14 protein-coding genes are annotated in these 16,220 nt (G+C 60.9%); 6 read left to right on the top strand and 8 right to left on the bottom strand.

Translation table 11 applies throughout. The features are described from left to right. Positions 1 to 90 precede the first annotated feature (90 nt). Positions 91 to 1,383 (top strand): serine hydroxymethyltransferase, encoded by a 1,293-nt coding sequence (gene glyA / locus WNE31_RS13020; protein ID WP_349980244.1) that lies wholly within the window; start codon positions 91 to 93, stop codon positions 1,381 to 1,383. Positions 1,384 to 1,552: 169 nt separating this feature from the next. Here the strand turns inward: glyA and WNE31_RS13015 are convergent, their stop codons facing one another. After that, positions 1,553 to 1,858 (bottom strand): hypothetical protein, encoded by a 306-nt coding sequence (locus tag WNE31_RS13015; protein WP_349980243.1) that lies wholly within the window; start codon positions 1,856 to 1,858, stop codon positions 1,553 to 1,555. A gap of 148 nt (positions 1,859 to 2,006) precedes the next feature. On the opposite strand from WNE31_RS13015, the gene WNE31_RS13010 reads away from it, so the two are divergent. After that, positions 2,007 to 2,765: an alpha/beta fold hydrolase gene (locus WNE31_RS13010; RefSeq protein WP_349980242.1), complete on the top strand. Its 759-nt coding sequence runs from the start codon at positions 2,007 to 2,009 to the stop codon at positions 2,763 to 2,765. Position 2,766: 1 nt separating this feature from the next. Here WNE31_RS13010 and WNE31_RS13005 read toward each other — a convergent pair whose 3' ends face one another. The 5 genes from WNE31_RS13005 to WNE31_RS12985 all read right to left on the bottom strand — a co-directional run bounded on the left by WNE31_RS13005 (position 2,767) and on the right by WNE31_RS12985 (position 9,231). Continuing rightward, positions 2,767 to 2,952 carry a CTP synthetase gene (locus tag WNE31_RS13005; RefSeq protein ID WP_349980241.1) on the bottom strand — a complete coding sequence of 62 codons (186 nt, stop codon included), beginning with the start codon at positions 2,950 to 2,952 and terminating at the stop codon, positions 2,767 to 2,769. An 81-nt stretch (positions 2,953 to 3,033) separates the two neighbouring features. Continuing rightward, positions 3,034 to 3,837 (bottom strand): TIGR03084 family metal-binding protein, encoded by an 804-nt coding sequence (locus WNE31_RS13000; protein ID WP_349980240.1) that lies wholly within the window; start codon positions 3,835 to 3,837, stop codon positions 3,034 to 3,036. After that, positions 3,838 to 5,823 (bottom strand): acetyl/propionyl/methylcrotonyl-CoA carboxylase subunit alpha, encoded by a 1,986-nt coding sequence (locus tag WNE31_RS12995; protein ID WP_349980239.1) that lies wholly within the window; start codon positions 5,821 to 5,823, stop codon positions 3,838 to 3,840. Between the two features lie 10 nt (positions 5,824 to 5,833). Next, positions 5,834 to 7,456, bottom strand: coding sequence for an acyl-CoA carboxylase subunit beta (locus tag WNE31_RS12990; RefSeq protein WP_349980238.1), 1,623 nt, complete (start codon positions 7,454 to 7,456; stop codon positions 5,834 to 5,836). Continuing rightward, positions 7,456 to 9,231 (bottom strand): acyclic terpene utilization AtuA family protein, encoded by a 1,776-nt coding sequence (locus tag WNE31_RS12985; RefSeq protein WP_349980237.1) that lies wholly within the window; start codon positions 9,229 to 9,231, stop codon positions 7,456 to 7,458. Before WNE31_RS12985 ends, WNE31_RS12990 begins: the two co-directional genes overlap by 1 nt. A 136-nt stretch (positions 9,232 to 9,367) precedes the next feature. Here WNE31_RS12985 and WNE31_RS12980 point away from each other — a divergent pair, with 136 nt between their 5' ends. Next, positions 9,368 to 10,510 carry an acyl-CoA dehydrogenase family protein gene (locus tag WNE31_RS12980; RefSeq protein ID WP_349980236.1) on the top strand — a complete coding sequence of 381 codons (1,143 nt, stop codon included), beginning with the start codon at positions 9,368 to 9,370 and terminating at the stop codon, positions 10,508 to 10,510. 2 nt (positions 10,511 to 10,512) lie between these two features. Beyond that, positions 10,513 to 11,175 (top strand): TetR/AcrR family transcriptional regulator, encoded by a 663-nt coding sequence (locus WNE31_RS12975; protein ID WP_349980235.1) that lies wholly within the window; start codon positions 10,513 to 10,515, stop codon positions 11,173 to 11,175. On the opposite strand, the gene WNE31_RS12970 is transcribed toward WNE31_RS12975, so the two are convergent. Next, positions 11,170 to 13,476 (bottom strand): cytochrome P450/oxidoreductase, encoded by a 2,307-nt coding sequence (locus WNE31_RS12970; RefSeq protein WP_349980234.1) that lies wholly within the window; start codon positions 13,474 to 13,476, stop codon positions 11,170 to 11,172. The genes WNE31_RS12975 and WNE31_RS12970 overlap by 6 nt on opposite strands. An 83-nt stretch (positions 13,477 to 13,559) precedes the next feature. Here WNE31_RS12970 and WNE31_RS12965 point away from each other — a divergent pair, with 83 nt between their 5' ends. Then, positions 13,560 to 14,243, top strand: a complete 684-nt coding sequence (locus WNE31_RS12965) for an IclR family transcriptional regulator (protein WP_349980233.1) — start codon at positions 13,560 to 13,562, stop codon at positions 14,241 to 14,243. Here WNE31_RS12965 and kynU read toward each other — a convergent pair. Further along, complete coding sequence (gene kynU / locus WNE31_RS12960) at positions 14,219 to 15,412, bottom strand: kynureninase (protein ID WP_349980232.1); 1,194 nt, start codon at positions 15,410 to 15,412, stop codon at positions 14,219 to 14,221. The two genes, WNE31_RS12965 and kynU, sit on opposite strands and share 25 nt — an antisense overlap. A 466-nt stretch (positions 15,413 to 15,878) precedes the next feature. Between kynU and WNE31_RS12955 the strand changes: the two genes are divergently transcribed. Then, positions 15,879 to 16,190, top strand: coding sequence for an ETC complex I subunit (locus tag WNE31_RS12955; protein WP_349980231.1), 312 nt, complete (start codon positions 15,879 to 15,881; stop codon positions 16,188 to 16,190). The last annotated feature ends 30 nt before the right edge of the window (positions 16,191 to 16,220 follow it).

Below are 16,220 nucleotides of genomic sequence, written 5' to 3'. Positions count from 1 at the left end.
ACAAGACGTCACGTCGCTTTCTGGTCTTTCACCCCGGACATGTTTCCTTTAGGAAATCGGCCAACAATCCTTCTGACTGGAGCATCTAGCATGACCACTGTACGCGATCCGGGTTTCTTTACCGAGTCCCTCGCCACCCGTGACCCCGAACTGTTCGGGTCGATCACCGATGAGCTGGGGCGCCAGCGCGACGAGATCGAACTGATCGCATCCGAGAACATCGTCTCTGCCGCCGTGATGGAAGCGCAGGGGTCTGTCATGACCAACAAATACGCCGAAGGGTATCCTGGGCGTCGCTATTATGGCGGCTGTCAGTATGTCGACGTGGCCGAAAACCTTGCCATCGACCGTGCCAAGGATCTGTTCGGTTGCGGGTTTGCCAATGTGCAGCCCAACTCGGGTAGCCAGGCCAACCAAGGCGTGTTCACAGCGCTGCTGCAACCGGGCGACACCATCCTTGGCATGTCGCTGGATGCCGGCGGGCACCTGACCCACGGCGCCAAGCCGAACCAGTCGGGAAAATGGTTCAATGCCATCCAGTACGGCGTGCGCCAGCAGGACAGTCTTCTGGACTATGACCAGGTGCAGGCGCTTGCGACCGAACATCAGCCCAAGCTGATCATCGCCGGCGGTTCGGCCATTCCACGCCAGATCGACTTTGCCAAGTTCCGCGAGATTGCCGACAGCGTGGGTGCCTACCTGATGGTGGACATGGCCCACTTTGCCGGTCTGGTCGCTGCAGGCGAACACCCCTCGCCCTTCCCCTATGCGGATGTGGCCACCACCACCACGCACAAGACCCTGCGCGGCCCGCGCGGCGGCATGATCCTCACCAATGACGAGGCGATTGCCAAGAAGGTCAACTCGGCCATCTTCCCCGGCATCCAGGGCGGCCCGCTGATGCACGTGATCGCGGCCAAGGCTGTCGCTTTTGGCGAAGCCCTGCGTCCTGAGTTCAAAGAGTATCAGAAACAGGTGCGCGCCAATGCCGTGGCGCTGGCGGACCAGTTGATGAAGGGCGGTCTCGACATGGTCACCGGTGGCACCGACACCCATGTGATGCTGGTCGACCTGCGCCCCAAGGGCGTGAAGGGCAACGCCACTGAAAAGGCACTGGGACGTGCGCATATCACCTGCAACAAGAACGGCATTCCGTTTGACCCGGAAAAACCCATGGTCACCTCGGGCATCCGTCTGGGTACACCCGCCGGCACCACACGCGGCTTTGGAGAGGAAGAATTCCGCCAGATCGCCGACATGATCGTCGAGGTTGTGGACGGGCTCGCCGCCAATGGTGAAGAAGGCAACGGTGACGTCGAAGAAGCGGTCAAGGCCAAGGTCGCCGCGCTTTGCGCCCGCTTCCCGCTTTATCCGGACCTCTAAGTCCCTTTGGTTTGTAAGTTTCACCGCCGTCCCTTGCCGGGGCGGCGGTTCTTTTTTGGGAAGGGGAGACAGGGGCCTTGCCCCTCTTGGCCCCGGACAGGGTCCGGGGCCAATTCACCCCAAGGTATTTTTCCCAAGAAAAAGATGTGGCCGGACAGCAGACGCCCAGTCAGATAAAGCCGCGCCAGCGCAGGACGATGACGATTGCGGCGGCAAGGGTCAGAAGCCCGAGAGAGATTGAGCCCAGCACGCTCAGGATCGTGCCTTTCCGGCGGTCCCAGACATCAACTGTCTCGAAATGGGCGTGCAGCGCGGCATAGGCCTTGTCGACCTTGGCCGGGTCGACCGCCATGCGCAGCTTGGGGTGGCCCGCGAACTGTTCGGCCTCGACCAGAATGGCGGCATGGCCGTGCATGTGTTTGGGCATGCGTCGTCCGATCTTGCGCATGGCGCGCCCAAGATCCCTGCTTTTCACAGAAAACTTTTCCCGTGCGAGGTCGCACAGGAGGGCATTTTTCTTTTGAATGTCGCGTGCATCAATCATCCTGCCCCCACCCTAATCGGCGGCGGAGAAAGGCTCAACAGGTCTAGTCAGGGCGCGCGGGGGCGGGTATCAGGGCCACATGTTGAACTACATCGAATACGGCACCCGCAGCGAGAAACCGGACCTGATGATCGTGCACGGCCTTTACGGGTCGGGCCGCAACTGGAGCGCGATAGGCAAACGGCTGGGATTGGAGCGTCGCGTGATCAGCGTGGACCAGCGCAACCACGGCGACAGCCCACGATTTGACACCCATAGCTACGAAGACATGGCCGGTGATCTGGCCGAGGTGATCGCAGCGCAGGACGGTCCGATAGACGTGCTGGGCCATTCGATGGGAGGCAAGGCTGCGATGGTGCTGGCCCTGACCCGTCCCGAGCTGGTGAACCGTCTGATCGTCGCTGATATCGCCCCCGTTGCTTATGCACATGACCAGACACGGCACATCCAGTCGATGCGAGATTTGGACCTGTCACAGGTCGAGAAACGGTCGGACGCGGTGGCGCAACTGGCCGAGAGCGTTGATGATCCGGCCTTGCGCAGCTTTTTCACGCAATCACTCGACGTGGCGAGGAAACGATGGAAGCTGAACCTTGACGTGCTGGAAGCGGAAATGCCCAAGATCATCGGCTTCCCCGACATCACCGGCCAATACGAGGGGCCGACGCTGTTCCTGTCGGGGGCGAACTCGGATTACATGAAATCCGAGTACCGCCCTACTATACGCAAATTCTTTCCGCAGGCGCGCTTTGCAAAGCTGAACGATGCAGGCCATTGGCTGCACGCGGAACAACCGCGCGCTTTCATTGCGTCGGTTCAGGCGTGGCTTGACCGCTAGGTCAGACGCGTTCGTAAAGCGCCTTGGTCACCAGATAGGTGACCGGGAAGGATGCGATGAACCCGATCAAGGCCGCCCACAGGATCGGTGCCATGGTATCATATCCCATGGTCAGGGCGACAACGATGGCGCTGCCGGCGATGGTGGAACCGATAAAGAGATGCAGAATAAATGCGAGCCGGAACATATTGGGCCTCTTATTGATGTATTTCCAACATAGCTTTATCGGCGACTCACCCCAACGTCCTTGATCTGTGTCAGGTCACATTCAGCTTTTGAGACCTCTTGTCCCCGGCGCGGGGGGCGTTTCGGCACCCCCGGCAAAGCATTGTGCTCGCGCCATCCATGCAGTGGCGACGGGGCCGATGACCGAAAGGCGGGTGTCGGCGACATTACGGGTTTGCGTGACCACCTGACAAAATTCCTCGGCGGGTCCTTTGATCACCTCGGTGTCGCTGGGGTCGCCATAGGTCCAGACAGCCCCGGACGGTGCGGTCAGGCGCAGATGGGGCATCATTTCGGGCACGGGCTGCCCATGGACGCGGAAGCTCCAACCAAAGGTATTGACCCCCAGCATCACGATATTGCCGATCCGGTCGGTGTTCTGGCGTACCAGACCCAGCACGTCATAAATTTCTTGCCCGTGCGCCCAGGTTTCCATCAGCCGGGCCGTAGCGGAAGACCGTACACTCATATCCGGTCCCGCCCATTTCACGCGCGCCGATGGATCAGCCTCGGCAAACCGCGCGGCGAGCGCGCGAAAGAGATCCGCCCAAGTCTGTACAAGTTCCGGGCCCGCGAGGCCGCGATCGGCCAGCCAGCCCTTTTCAAAATCGCGCAGGCTGCCCCCCGATTTCAGGATGGGAGCAATCGGGGCGAAAAAGTCAAAGAACCCCGCCTCGTCGCGCAGGGACAGGTCCGCCGCGTGGTTCCAGATATGCAGATGCCCGATCACGTTTTCGATCGTCCACCCCTTGAAGGCGGTCACCTCGGCAAGACCGTCACTGTCGAGCGTTTCGACCAGAGACAGAAGCGCGTTGCTTTCGTCGAGAAAATCATGTGCCTGTTGCATTTATTCCGTGTTCCCCGAAATTTCCAAAATCATGGCGCCCGCAGCCAGTTGCATTTCCGTTGCGGCGGCAATTTCTGTGACTGTGCCCGAAACGGCGGCCAGAATCTCGTGTTGCATTTTCATGGCTTCCAACACGGCGAGCTTTTGCCCTTTTTCGACGCGGTCTCCGACGGCCACGGTCAGATCGATCAGGCGACCGTGCATCGGTGCGGTGACATACCCAAGCCCGCCGCCCTCGTCCATGCGCGGCGCGCCGGATATGTCTGTGACGGAGAAACTCTGGTTCGGCAGAGCGATCCAGAGGCCCCTTGCGCCGGTGTTCAGGAACACGCCCTCGATACGCTGACTGTTCACATTTACGGCAAAACGCGGGGGAGCCAGATCAAGGGTTTCGATCATGTGCAGGTCGTCGCCGACATGCACCTCGTACCCCGTGCCCAAGGGCAAGACCCGGCAGGTCAGCGGAGCGTCGTCATGGTCATAGGTCACGACACCCGGGATCGGTTGGGCACTGGACCAGTTCAGCAATTCGGGTGCGACCCGTGGTGCGGCGCGGCGGGATACCTCGGCGCGCACTCCATGATGCACAAGCGCGGCAAGGGCATAGCCAAGGCTGCTGCGGTCTGCCCCCGAAAAGCTTTCGCCATAGGTGCGCGCGATGAATCCGGTGGTGGCCTCCCCTTCCGCGAATTCCGGCTGCCCCAGGGCATCAATCAGGAAGTCGCGGTTGTTAGCCGGCCCGAAAAGCGCAGCACCCCGCATTGCGCGCAGCAGGCGCAGGCGGGCCTCTTCCCGCGTCGCGCCATGGGCGACAACCTTGGCCACCATCGGATCATAGAATGGCGACACCTCTCCGCCAGTTTCAATCCCCGCATCGACACGGATCCCCGCACCTTCTGGCGGCAGCCAGAGCGCGACTGGTCCCGCCGAAGGCAGAAACCCCTCGGCGGGGTCTTCGGCGTAGAGGCGCAGCTCGATGGCGTGCCCGACGGACGTTACGTCGTCTTGCGACAGGCCCAGCGGCAGGCCGGCAGCCACACGCAATTGCAGCGCGACAAGGTCGATCCCTGTGACCATTTCCGTCACCGGATGTTCAACCTGCAGCCGCGTGTTCATTTCAAGGAAATAGAATTCTCCAGAGGTATCGAGCAGAAATTCCACCGTGCCGGCCCCGAAATAGTTCACGGCACGTGCTGCCGCGATGGCGGCGGCGCCCATGCGGTCGCGCAGGTCTTGGTCCACGGCGGGTGACGGGGCTTCCTCGATGACCTTCTGATGGCGCCGCTGGACGGAACAGTCCCGTTCGCCGAGATGGATGATATTGCCGAGGGTATCGCCGAACACCTGAATTTCCACGTGGCGCGGTTCGATCACGGCCTTTTCCAGGATCAGGTGGTCCGAACCAAAGGCGTTTTGCGCCTCGGATCGCGCAAGGGCCAGGGCGGCGGGCAGGTCAGCAGCCTCGGCCACAAGGCGCATCCCCTTACCCCCGCCGCCGCCGGCGGCCTTGACCATGACGGGAAAACCGATGTCGGCAGCGGCAGACAGCAAGCGGGCCTCGGACTGATCCTCGCCCTGATAACCGGGCACGCAGGGCACGCCCGCGTCGATCATCAGGCGTTTGGCGCGCGCCTTGTCGCCCATGACATCAATGGCTTCAGCCGAGGGCCCGATGAACACAAGCCCCGCCTTGGTCACGGCGCGGGCAAAGTCCGCGTTTTCGGACAGAAACCCATAGCCGGGATGGATCGCCCCGGCCCCTGTGTCGCGCGCGGCGGCAAGAATGCGGTCGGTTCGCAGATAGGACTCGGCTGCAGTTGCGGGGCCGATGCAGACAGCTACATCTGCCATGCGCACATGGGGGGCGGTCCGGTCGGCTTCGGAATAAACCGCGACCGTGCGAAAGCCCGCCTTGCGGGCGGATGCCATGATCCGCAGGGCAATTTCGCCGCGATTGGCGATCAGAACAGTGTCAAAAGGGGCCATTAGTCTCTCCTCACATCCGTGCCACGCCAAAGCTGTTGGGGTTGAGCGACCGCGCCCGCCCCTCCAGCACCGTTTCAAGGGCAAAGCCCAGAACCTTGCGCGTGTCGCGCGGGTCAATCACTCCGTGATCCAGACAGCGCCCCGAGCCGTAGAATGCGCTTTCCTGCGCGGTGAAATGGGCCGAAATCGCTTCTTCCTGCGCCTTGAGCCTGTCTTCATCCACCGCGACGCCTTTGCGCATGGCCCCGACGCGGGCGACGGTGCTCATGGTTTTGGCGGCCTGTGCGCCGCCCATCACGCCAATCGCTGCGTTCGGCCATGAAAAGAGAAAATCCGGCTCGTAGGCATAGCCACACATGCCATAGTTGCCCGCCCCGAAGCTGGCCCCGATATACATCGATATTTTGGGCACCCTTGCGTTGGTCACGGCCTGGATCATCTTGGCCCCGTGCTTGATCATGCCGGCCTGTTCATAGTCGGTGCCGACCATGTAGCCGGTGATATTGTTCAGGAAGACAAGCGGCACGCCCGCCTGATCGCAGAGCTGGATGAACTGCGCGGCCTTGGTGGCCCCTGCCGGATCAATCGGGCCGTTGTTGCCGATGATCCCCACACCCAGCCCCATGATCGTGGCCTGTGCGCAGACCACGCTGCCCCCGTAGAGCGGTTTGAAATCCTCGAAATCCGAACCGTCGACCACCCGTGCCAGCACTTCGCGCACATCGTAAGGCGTGCGATGGTCGGTCGGCACGACGCCCGCCAGTTCGTCGGCATCATAAATTGGCGGCACATAGTCCCGGCGCGGCAAGTCGGGCTGACCCGCATTCCAATTCAACCGGTCCACCACATCGCGCGCCAGCGACAGGGCGTGCGCGTCGTCATCTGCCAGATATTCCACCAATCCCGAGGTCGAGGCATGCATCTCTGCGCCGCCCAGTTCGCGTTCATCCGCCTGTTCGCCCGTGGCCGCATGCAAAAGTGCCGCCCCCGCAAGCGCCGCAAGCCCGTTTTCGCGCACCCCGATCACGTAATCCGACATGCCCGGCATATAGGCCCCGCCTGCCGTCGAAGGGCCGTGCAGCACCGCCACTGTGGGTACGCCAGCGGCACTCATCTGGGCCAGATTGCGGAACATCGCCCCGCCCTGCACGAAGAATTCGACCTTATAACCCATAAGATTTGCGCCTGCGCTTTCGACAAGGTGGATCAGTGGCAGTTTCTGGCGCTTGGCGATGGATTGCAGGCTCAGGATCACATCGAGCGACGCCTCGACCAGAGATCCCGCGCGGATGCCGCTGTCATCGGCCCAGACCAACGCCCGCACCCCGTTCACAAAACCGATCCCGCAAATGATACTTGCCCCCGGCACGGATGTATCCGGGTTCTGGTCCTCGACCAGATAGTTGGCCAGACTGTGTAATTGTAGGAAGGGCATGCCGGGATCCAACAGCCGCGCCACCCGTTCATGCGGATTGATCTGCCCGCGCCTGGCAAAGGTCGCGTTGCGCTTGGCAGACAATGCGGGCGCGCGCGCTTCAAGCGCACGCAACTCTGAGATCAGCGCCAGCATGTTGTCTCGGTTTTTAAAAAAGCCGTCCGAGTTCGGCTGGATGCGTGATTGGAAAACAGCCATTAGTCGGTCTCCGTCAGTGCGGCTGGAATGGGAATCGGCGTGTCGAGCAGGATCTGGGCATAGGTCTTGCCCTGCGGGTCGTTGCGCAAGGACGCCATGCCGCCACCGCCCAGAACATCGTGCAACAGGATGTTGATCGCGCCCGTGCCGGGCAGGAAAAACCGTTCCACATCCCCTTGCAGGAAATGGGCGAACCGTCGTGTGATTTCAGCCTCGTCCAGCGCGGCCCAGATCCATGGCGCATAGGCCGGATCACGTGGCAGGATGCCGATATTTGCCTTATCGCCCTTGTCTCCCGAGCGTGCAACCGCGAGGTCGGAAAGGGGGCACGTCATGTCGGCCTGCCCCTGCGGCGGCATAGGGATTTGAGGGGCAATGTCGTCAACTGGCGCGCCCGTTTCCGGCGGCAGCGCGATTTTGCGCCCGTCAATCTCGACCGTAATGGTGAGCATGTCTTTTGGCGTCAGGAAGGAAAATAGGCGCACCACGGGGGACGGGCGCGATTGCCCGCCCGCGAACAGGCTCAGCCCCGGAGGCGTCGCCAGGGCAAGCCCCGTCATTTCCTTGATCAGCAGCCCCGCCGCGCGCGCATCGGGATGCCGCGCCGCGATTTTAAGTGCCACGTCGCGCGCATCAGTTTCGCGAGCACTTGCGCCGTAACAACTTTCGTCACCCGTGATCTCGACAAGAGTTTCGGTGAAATCCGGGGCATTGAGCGCCCGAAGTTTCCGGCGCGCGCGGACGAATGTGGCCTCGGCAAAAAGTCGGGCCTTATCCGCCGCATCCTGCCCCTGAAAAAACACGATCGTGCCCGCCCGGAACCCGTCCGCATAGGTCGTACTGACCTTGTAGGTCGCGGGTGCCGCACGCCCCCGCGCCCCGGTCACACGAACGCGGTCGGGCCCTTCCTGCTCTAACGAAACCTGAGTGAAATCACACACCACGTCCGGCAGAATATAGGCTGCGGGGTTCCCGATCTCGTAAAGCATCTGTTCGCCGACCGTGGCCACGCTGACCTGTCCGCCGGTGCCCTCGGGCTTGGTGCAGACAAAGGTGCCGTCGCGATGCATTTCAGCCACCGGATAGCCGATGTTGACAATATCCCCGGCCACGTCGCGCCAGTCGGTGAAATTGCCACCAGTCGCTTGAGGGCCGCACTCAAGGATATGCCCCGCCAGGGATCCGGCGCTCAGAAGGTCATGGTCCTGTCGCCCCCAACCAAAGGCATGGATGCAGGCCCCAAGGGTGACGGCACTGTCCACGCAACGCCCCGTGATGACGATGTCAGCCCCTTCGTCCAGTGCACGGGCAATGGGAAAAGCCCCCAGATAGGCGTTGATGCTGGCGGGGTTCTCCGGAAAGTCCGCGCCCGAAAACATCTCGCGCATCCGGGCAAAATCGGCCCGTCGATGCAGCAGATCATCGCCCGTGACCACGGCCACCGATAGCGACAGGCCGCGGGCCGCGATCTCTTTGCGCAGGGCCTCGGCGCAGGCACTTGGGTTCATGCCGCCCGCATTCGAAATGATGCGCACCCCCTGACCCGCGATATCTTCAAGGTTGGGTGTCATGACATGGGTCACAAAATCCGTGGCATATCCGGCCGCCGGATCCTTGGCGCGCTGGCGCGCCATGATCGACAGGGTCACCTCGGCCAGATAGTCGAACACGATAAAGTCGAGCCCGCCTGCGCGCAGCAGTTGGGGCAAGGCCATATCCGACTCTCCCCAGAAACCGGCAGCCCCGCCGATGCGGATCATGTCACGCTTTGTCATGCTCTCCTCCGTCGCTGCGTCACTTGGCAACGGGCTTGAGTGAACACCACTCATCATTTATGAGTCAAGCTCACAGAACAAGATGTGACGCACCGGAACTTTGCCCTTTGTCGCGTTTGGCGGAAGGAACACACAGATGAAAAACCCCTTTGAGACCGACGAAATCCGGGACTTCCGGGATATGATCCGGCGTTTTATCGACAGTGAAATCCGCCCCTTTGCGGATGCGTGGGACGAAGCCGGCGCCATTCCGTGGGAGTTGCACGAAAAGATCGGGGCGCTGGGGGTTTTCGGGTTCGGTATTGACGAGGCTTACGGTGGCCTTGGCATGGAAAACGCCTTCATGCGCGCCGCGTTCAACGAAGAGATGGGCAAGATCGGCGCAGGGGGCGTACCTGCGGCGCTTGGCGGGCGCATGATTTCGATCGGGCCGATCCACGATCTGGCCAATGAAGAAATCAAGTCCGAAATCCTTGCCGATATCGTGCTGGGGCGCAAAGGATCTGCGCTTGGGATCACCGAGCCATCAGGCGGATCGGACGTGGCAAACCTGAAGACCACCGCGCGCAAGGACGGCAACCATTACGTGCTGAACGGGTCCAAGACCTTTATCACCGGCGGTATGACGGCCAGCCATTTCGTGATTGGCGCGCGCACCGGTGGCCCGGGCCTTGAGGGGATTTCCCTGTTCCTAGTGGATGCGGGTGCCGAGGGGTTCTCGCGCAGTGAGCTGGATCGCAAGATGGGCTGGTGGGCGTCGGATCAGGCCAGCCTGTTCTTTGATGAATGCCGCGTGCCCGCTACGCATATGCTGGGTGAGGAAAACCGCGGGTTCCTCGCAATCATGAACAACTTCAACTTCGAGCGTCTCGCGCTGGTGGCGCAATGCCTCGGCATGATGAAAACCTGTCTGGCCGAAGCGATTGCCTGGGCGCAGGATCGCGAAACATTTGGGCGTAAATTGATCCGGTCGCAGGTGATCCGTCACAAGATCGCGGAGATGTCCGTGCGGATTGATACCTGCGAGACCTACCTGAACCAGATTTGCTGGGCCATCGAGAACGACGCCATGCCCGTGGCTGAGATAAGTAAGGCTAAGTTTCACACGACCAAGGCGCTGGAATACTGCGCCAGCGAGGCCATACAGATTATCGGGGGCGCGGCCTATTTGCGGGGGCATTCGGTCGAGCGCATCTATCGAGAGGTCAAGGTCATGGCCATCGGAGGCGGGTCGGAAGAGATCATGCGCGATCTTGCCGTGCGCCAGATGGGGCTTTGAGCATGGCCACCAAACGCGAGAAACTGGAACAACGCGAGGCAGCCATTCTCGACGCCGCGCGCGAGGTGTTTACCTCGGTCGGGTATGAAAAAGGGCGCATCGCGGAAATCGCGCGCAAGGCGGGCGTCGCCGAGGGCACGATCTATCTGTACTACAAGACCAAGCAGGATCTGGTGCGCGCTGTCATCAACGCCTATTGGTCAGACCTGACCAAGCGCGCGCGCGATACTGTGGACACATCTCTACCCTTCTTTGCGCAACTGGAACAGTTTGCCCGCTTTCACATGACCTCATTTCACGAAGATATCGACTATATCGACCTGAACCTTGCCATGCGGGTGCAGCACCTTGGCTTTGTGGCGCCCGTGGACATGATCCGGGGCTATGTGCGGGTCTTTGACGAAATGTTCGCACGGGCGCTGGATCGTGGCGAGATCACCAGCGCCGCGTCACCTTGGGTCGCGCGGGACCTGTTCTTTGGCACGCTGGAACATTCCTCGCGGTCGGTTTTCCTTGATCCCGGAAAGTCCGCCGAGGACTGTATCGCGAATCTGATGACGGTGTTTCGTGCCACCTATGGCGGGGGCGGCGAAGCAAAACATGGGGCGCTGGACGACGCGATCACACGGTTGGAAGCTGCGGTCGCCCAGCTGAAAACCCTATAGCCCAAGCACCAGCTTGCCCCCCTTGGCGCGCGAACAACAGGCCATCATGCGATCCTGCCCGTCACGTTCTTCGGAACTCAGCACCTTGTCGCGGTGGTCAATCTCGCCTTCGAGAACGGCCACTTCGCAGGTACCGCACAAGCCCTCGTTGCAATCACAGGGCACATCCACGCCCGCAGCCGTGAGGGCATCCAGCAGCGTCTGGTCATTGCCGACGCTCAAGGTCAGGCCACTGTCCTTGAGGGCGACTTCGAAGGCATGTTCCTTGTCCGGGTCCAGACCGGAAGACACACCCGAGAAATGTTCCACATGCAAGCTGCCCTCTGGCCAATCGTTTGCAAGGGTTTCGAGATGGTCGAGCATCCGTTCGGGCCCGCAACACCAAAGCTGTCGCCCTGCAAGGCCCGCCCCAAGGGCCGCGAGGTCAAGGCGCCCGCCTTCCTCTTTGATATGCAATTGCAACGCGCTGCCATGATCAGCCACCACCCGGTCCAACAACGCCATCCGGTCTCGGGATGTGCCGCAATAGTGAATCTCATAAGGTTTACCCAGCGCACGCAGCCGGTCCGCCATGGCAAGGATCGGCGTGATCCCGATACCACCTGCCACGAGCACATGCCCGGATGCGGCTTCATCCAGCCGGAAATGATTGCGCGGCCCCGCAATATGAACCATATCGCCCGCTTTCAGGGCTTCGTGAAAATGCACGGACCCACCGCGCCCCTCATCTTCGCGCAGGATACAGACGCTATAGGTGCTGGTATCGTCCTGCGATCCGCAGAGGGAATATTTCCGGCGCATGGTTCCTGACACGAGGTCGATATGCGCCCCCGCTGTCCAGCGCGGCAGATCACGCCCGCGCGGATCCTGCAGGTCGACCCGCATCACATCTATGGCGATATGGGTCACACCCACCACCCGCACCTGCCGCAGGATATCATCCTTGACCGGCGCCCCTATGCGGAAACTCTGTCCCCCCTGAAGAACACCCGGATCGCGCCGTTCGGGGTTCTGCGCCGGGTCCCATTCCACCAACAGCTTTTCCGGGCCGCGGAACGAGGTGTTGGGAAGATAGCTGAACTCTTGCCCCTCTTTCAGGCGCATATGCGGCAGGCGGCGGCTGAATTCTTCGAGAAACACCCGCATCTCCATGCGACCGATATTCTTGCCCATGCATTGATGCGCGCCATAACCAAAGGTCAGGTGTTCGGCAGCGTTGTCGCGATAAATATCAATCTGGTCGGGGTTTTCCCAATGGCGCGGGTCCTTGTTGGCGCTGGCCATCACGATCAATAGCTTACCGCCTTCAGGAATATCCACCCCGCCCACCTGTGCGGGGGCCGTGGCCACGCGCCGCCAGGCCACGATTGATCCCGCCACGCGCAGGCATTCCTCGACCGCGCTGGGGATCAGGGCCGGATTTTCGCAGATGTCTTCCCAGGCATCTCGGTTCGACAGAAGGGTCAAAAATGCATTGGCCGTGGCATTCGAGGTGGTTTCGTGCGCCGCCGCAAGAATGGCCATCATCATCGACCGCATATAGCTCTCGGTGACAATCTCCGGGTGCTTCATGTGCTGGCGGATGGTTTCATACATCCACCCCTCGCCCGTGGGATCGGCCCACATGTCATCCAGAATCCGGTTCGCAACCTGCCAGAATCGCCCCACGTTTTCAGAGATTTCAAGCTGCTCTTCTTCGGTCGGACGACCCCATGTGTTCAACGTGTGGGCGACGGCAAATTTCTTGAGCTCCTCTGCCCCTTCGTTCGGCACCCCAAGGAAATGCATGGCCACGGTTAGCGGGATTTCAAAGAACATGTCCGCCACCAGATCGGCATGACCGCGATCAATGAAGCGGTCCATATACTGGCGTGTTAGCTGCCGGACCGCCGGTTCATGCCTGGCAAGGTTTTCGGGCAGAAAATCCTCGAGCAACAAACGGCGCCGCGCCATGTGATCGGGCTCATCCTCGTTCACCATGGTGCGCTGCATGTTGAAGCCATAGCGCGCCAGAATATCCAGCGCCTTTGGCGGGGCCGGCGTGATTTTCTCAAGCGCATTGGCCGGCGAGAACAGGATGTTGTCGCGAAACACCGCCTTCACGTCCTCGTACCGCGTGACCACCCAATAGCCGAGCTCGGGGCTGTAGAACACGGGTTCTTCCTCGCGCGCCCAGCGCAATGCCTCGGCGGGATCAACCTGATAAGGGCCCTCAAACGGGTTAAACGCAGCGGCCTGTGTCGAAATTGGACATCCGGTCGGCGAAAGACCGTTATCCACGGGGCAGGATGGGTGCGACATGTCTCCTCCAGTTTTTTATCGCGCGAACCTTTACTTTTATCGCACAATCGGTGACTCTTTTTGCAAAGTCAAGGAGGGGACCGATGAGCACGCTCAAAACTCTGGATCGCGGCTTGAAGGCGCTTGAAGTCGTGGCGCGCTGGCCCGAAGGCATTTCGATCGCCGATCTGGCTGCCGCGTTAGAGGTGGATCGTGCGATTGCCTACCGGATCGTGACCACGCTGGAACAGCACGGCATGGTGCTACGCCTGCCCGAGGGGCGCCTGGTGCTGGGGGCAGGTATTCTGGGACTGGAGCGCAGGTTCGAACCGCAATTCCGTCATCGCGCGCGGCCGTTTCTGGACAGGTTGGCATTTGACACGCAGGCAACTGCATTCATCTCGGTCGCACAACAGGACAAATGCGCGGCGATCCTTGTCGCCGAACCCGAAGACGTGCTGATCCGGGTCGGGTACCGCGTCGGCAGCACGCACCCTATTACCCAAGGGGCAGCCGGACTTGCGATTCTGGCTGGGCGTCCAGCGGCGCCAGATGACCCCCCCGAAATCATCGAGGCCCGCGCGCAAGGCTATTCCCTGACGCGCGGAGCCTTGCAGAAAGGCGCGGTTGGCGTCGCTTGCCCGATCGCGGGCGGCACATTAGAGGCCAGCGTCGGGGTGGTCGCAATGGAAGACATAGATGCACCGCGCGCTATCGAGAAGGTCTCGGCCTGCGCCACGGCGCTCGCTGGTCTTCTGTCGGGTCAGGTCACCCGCGAGACTGTCTGATACTTGGGGTTTTGCCACAGGTTTTCGCGCATAACCTCTTCCAGCCTCTCTGCCGCCGCAACGACATCGTCCTCATCGACGTAAAGCGGGGTAAACCCGAACCGCATGATATTCGGTGCGCGAAAGTCCCCGATCACACCGAGGTCAATCAGCGCCTGCATCGCCGCGTATCCATGCTCAAACGCAAAGGACACCTGCGACCCGCGGTTTTTCGGATCACGCGGACTGACCAGCGTCAGATCGGGGCAGCGGCGCTCGACCTCGGTGATGAACAGTTCCGACAGGCGGATTGACGCGGCGCGCAGGTCGGCCATGTCCATATCATTCCAGACGGTCAGCGCCTGTTGCAGCACGGCCAGTTGCAGGATGGCGGGCGTACCCACGCGCATCCTCTCTGTCGACATGGCGGGGCGATAGTTTGGCTCCATCGCGAAAGGCGCATCATGGCCCAGCCACCCGGCAAGCGCCGGACGAATGACCTGCACCAGATCGGGGCGCACATAGATAAAGGCAGGCGCGCCAGGGCCGCCGTTGAGGTATTTATAGGTGCATCCGACCGCAAATTCCGCGTTGCATCCTGTCAGGTCCACGGGCACAGCCCCGGCGGAATGCGCCAAATCCCAAATTACCACCGCCCCGACCTCGTGCGCGCGCGCTGTGATCGCCTGCATGTCATGCATTCGACCCGTCCGGTAGTCGACTTGGGTCAGCATCACGACGGCCACATCGTCGGAAATAGCCGCGACCACATCCTCGGGGTTCGGGGTTTTCAGCACATGGCCCCGACCCATCGTATCCAGCAGACCCTGCGCTATATATAGATCGCTTGGAAAGTTACCCGCGTCAGACAGAACCACCTTGCGTTCAGGGCGCAGATCAAGGGCAGCAGCAAGCGCCTGATAAACCTTGATAGACAATGTGTCACCGGTTGCCACCGATCCTGCAGGCGCCCCGATCAACCCAGCGATCCGGTCGCCGACCACACGCGGCAGGTCCATCCAACCGGCACTGTTCCACGCCCGGATCAACTGCCCGCCCCAGTCATCTTGGATGACCTTCTGGGCCGCCTCAACAGCCCCTTTCGGCAGAACGCCGAGGGAATTTCCGTCCAGATAGATCACACCCTCCGGCAGATCGAACAACGATTTTTGAGGTAACGAAACGGGCATGAACTTGGCCTCTTGTGTAACATGTTATGCGGAAAACAGCATCAGAAGCCGCAAATGTCCAGCACAAGGCCAAAGTGGCGCGCCCTGATTCCCGCCCAAGCCGCATTGCCGTTGACGTAAACATCCCCTTTTCCCCTGCTATTTCCATCATGCCCGGTGCATTCAGCAATGTGAATTGGTAAAGCAATTTGTCCGGTTGAGTAATTTTCGAAAAGAAAATGCGGCAAGTGCGAAATAAATGCGTCACATCACTTGCCATTCGTAAAAGATGATCTGTATTCTCGTATTTGCAAGCAGCATAACTTGGCGACAGAACAGGCTGCACTTACACCCCTCGCTCCCCGTGGTTTGATCGGTGGCCAAGGCTGCTTGCGGTTTCTCCCAAATGACTGAAAACTGCGACGCTTTCGAAGCTTGCCCTGCGCGCGTGAATACCCGATAACGGGGCCAATCAAGGAGATTTGCCATGTTTGCGCGCATCTATCAGCCGGCCCGGAACGCCATGACCTCGGGCACCGCGAAAACCAAGACCTGGATCCTGGAATATTCGGCCTCTGAAGCCAAGAACATTGACCCCTTGATGGGCTGGACCGGCAGCGGCGACACCCAAGCACAGGTCAAATTGCGTTTCCCCACCAAGGAAGCGGCGCTTGAATATGCACGCGAGCACGGCATCGACGCGCAGGTGACAGACCCCCACAAGCGCAAGCCCAACATCCGCCCCGGCGGTTATGGCGAAAACTTCGCGACCAACCGCAAGGGCCCTTGGACCCACTAAGGGCCACAAAACCTTTTCTGATTACGCCAC

It is taken from the genome of Shimia fortis, from assembly GCF_040225985.1.
Lineage (GTDB): Bacteria > Pseudomonadota > Alphaproteobacteria > Rhodobacterales > Rhodobacteraceae > Shimia.
This window is presented reverse-complemented; position numbering and strand designations above follow the sequence as displayed.

Bases quoted from the DNA above. Each gene is read 5' to 3' on its own strand.
- WNE31_RS13000 (WP_349980240.1), bottom strand. From the start codon at position 3,837: ATGCAACAGGCACATGATTTTCTCGACGAAAGCAACGCGCTTCTGTCT.
- WNE31_RS12970 (WP_349980234.1), bottom strand. From the start codon at position 13,476: ATGTCGCACCCATCCTGCCCCGTGGATAACGGTCTTTCGCCGACCGGA.
- WNE31_RS12955 (WP_349980231.1), top strand. From the start codon at position 15,879: ATGTTTGCGCGCATCTATCAGCCGGCCCGGAACGCCATGACCTCGGGC.
- WNE31_RS12975 (WP_349980235.1), top strand. From the start codon at position 10,513: ATGGCCACCAAACGCGAGAAACTGGAACAACGCGAGGCAGCCATTCTC.
- WNE31_RS13005 (WP_349980241.1), bottom strand. From the start codon at position 2,952: ATGTTCCGGCTCGCATTTATTCTGCATCTCTTTATCGGTTCCACCATC.
- WNE31_RS12980 (WP_349980236.1), top strand. From the start codon at position 9,368: ATGAAAAACCCCTTTGAGACCGACGAAATCCGGGACTTCCGGGATATG.
- WNE31_RS13010 (WP_349980242.1), top strand. From the start codon at position 2,007: ATGTTGAACTACATCGAATACGGCACCCGCAGCGAGAAACCGGACCTG.
- glyA (WP_349980244.1), top strand. From the start codon at position 91: ATGACCACTGTACGCGATCCGGGTTTCTTTACCGAGTCCCTCGCCACC.
- WNE31_RS12995 (WP_349980239.1), bottom strand. From the start codon at position 5,823: ATGGCCCCTTTTGACACTGTTCTGATCGCCAATCGCGGCGAAATTGCC.
- WNE31_RS12990 (WP_349980238.1), bottom strand. From the start codon at position 7,456: ATGGCTGTTTTCCAATCACGCATCCAGCCGAACTCGGACGGCTTTTTT.
- WNE31_RS12965 (WP_349980233.1), top strand. From the start codon at position 13,560: ATGAGCACGCTCAAAACTCTGGATCGCGGCTTGAAGGCGCTTGAAGTC.
- WNE31_RS12985 (WP_349980237.1), bottom strand. From the start codon at position 9,231: ATGACAAAGCGTGACATGATCCGCATCGGCGGGGCTGCCGGTTTCTGG.
- kynU (WP_349980232.1), bottom strand. From the start codon at position 15,412: ATGCCCGTTTCGTTACCTCAAAAATCGTTGTTCGATCTGCCGGAGGGT.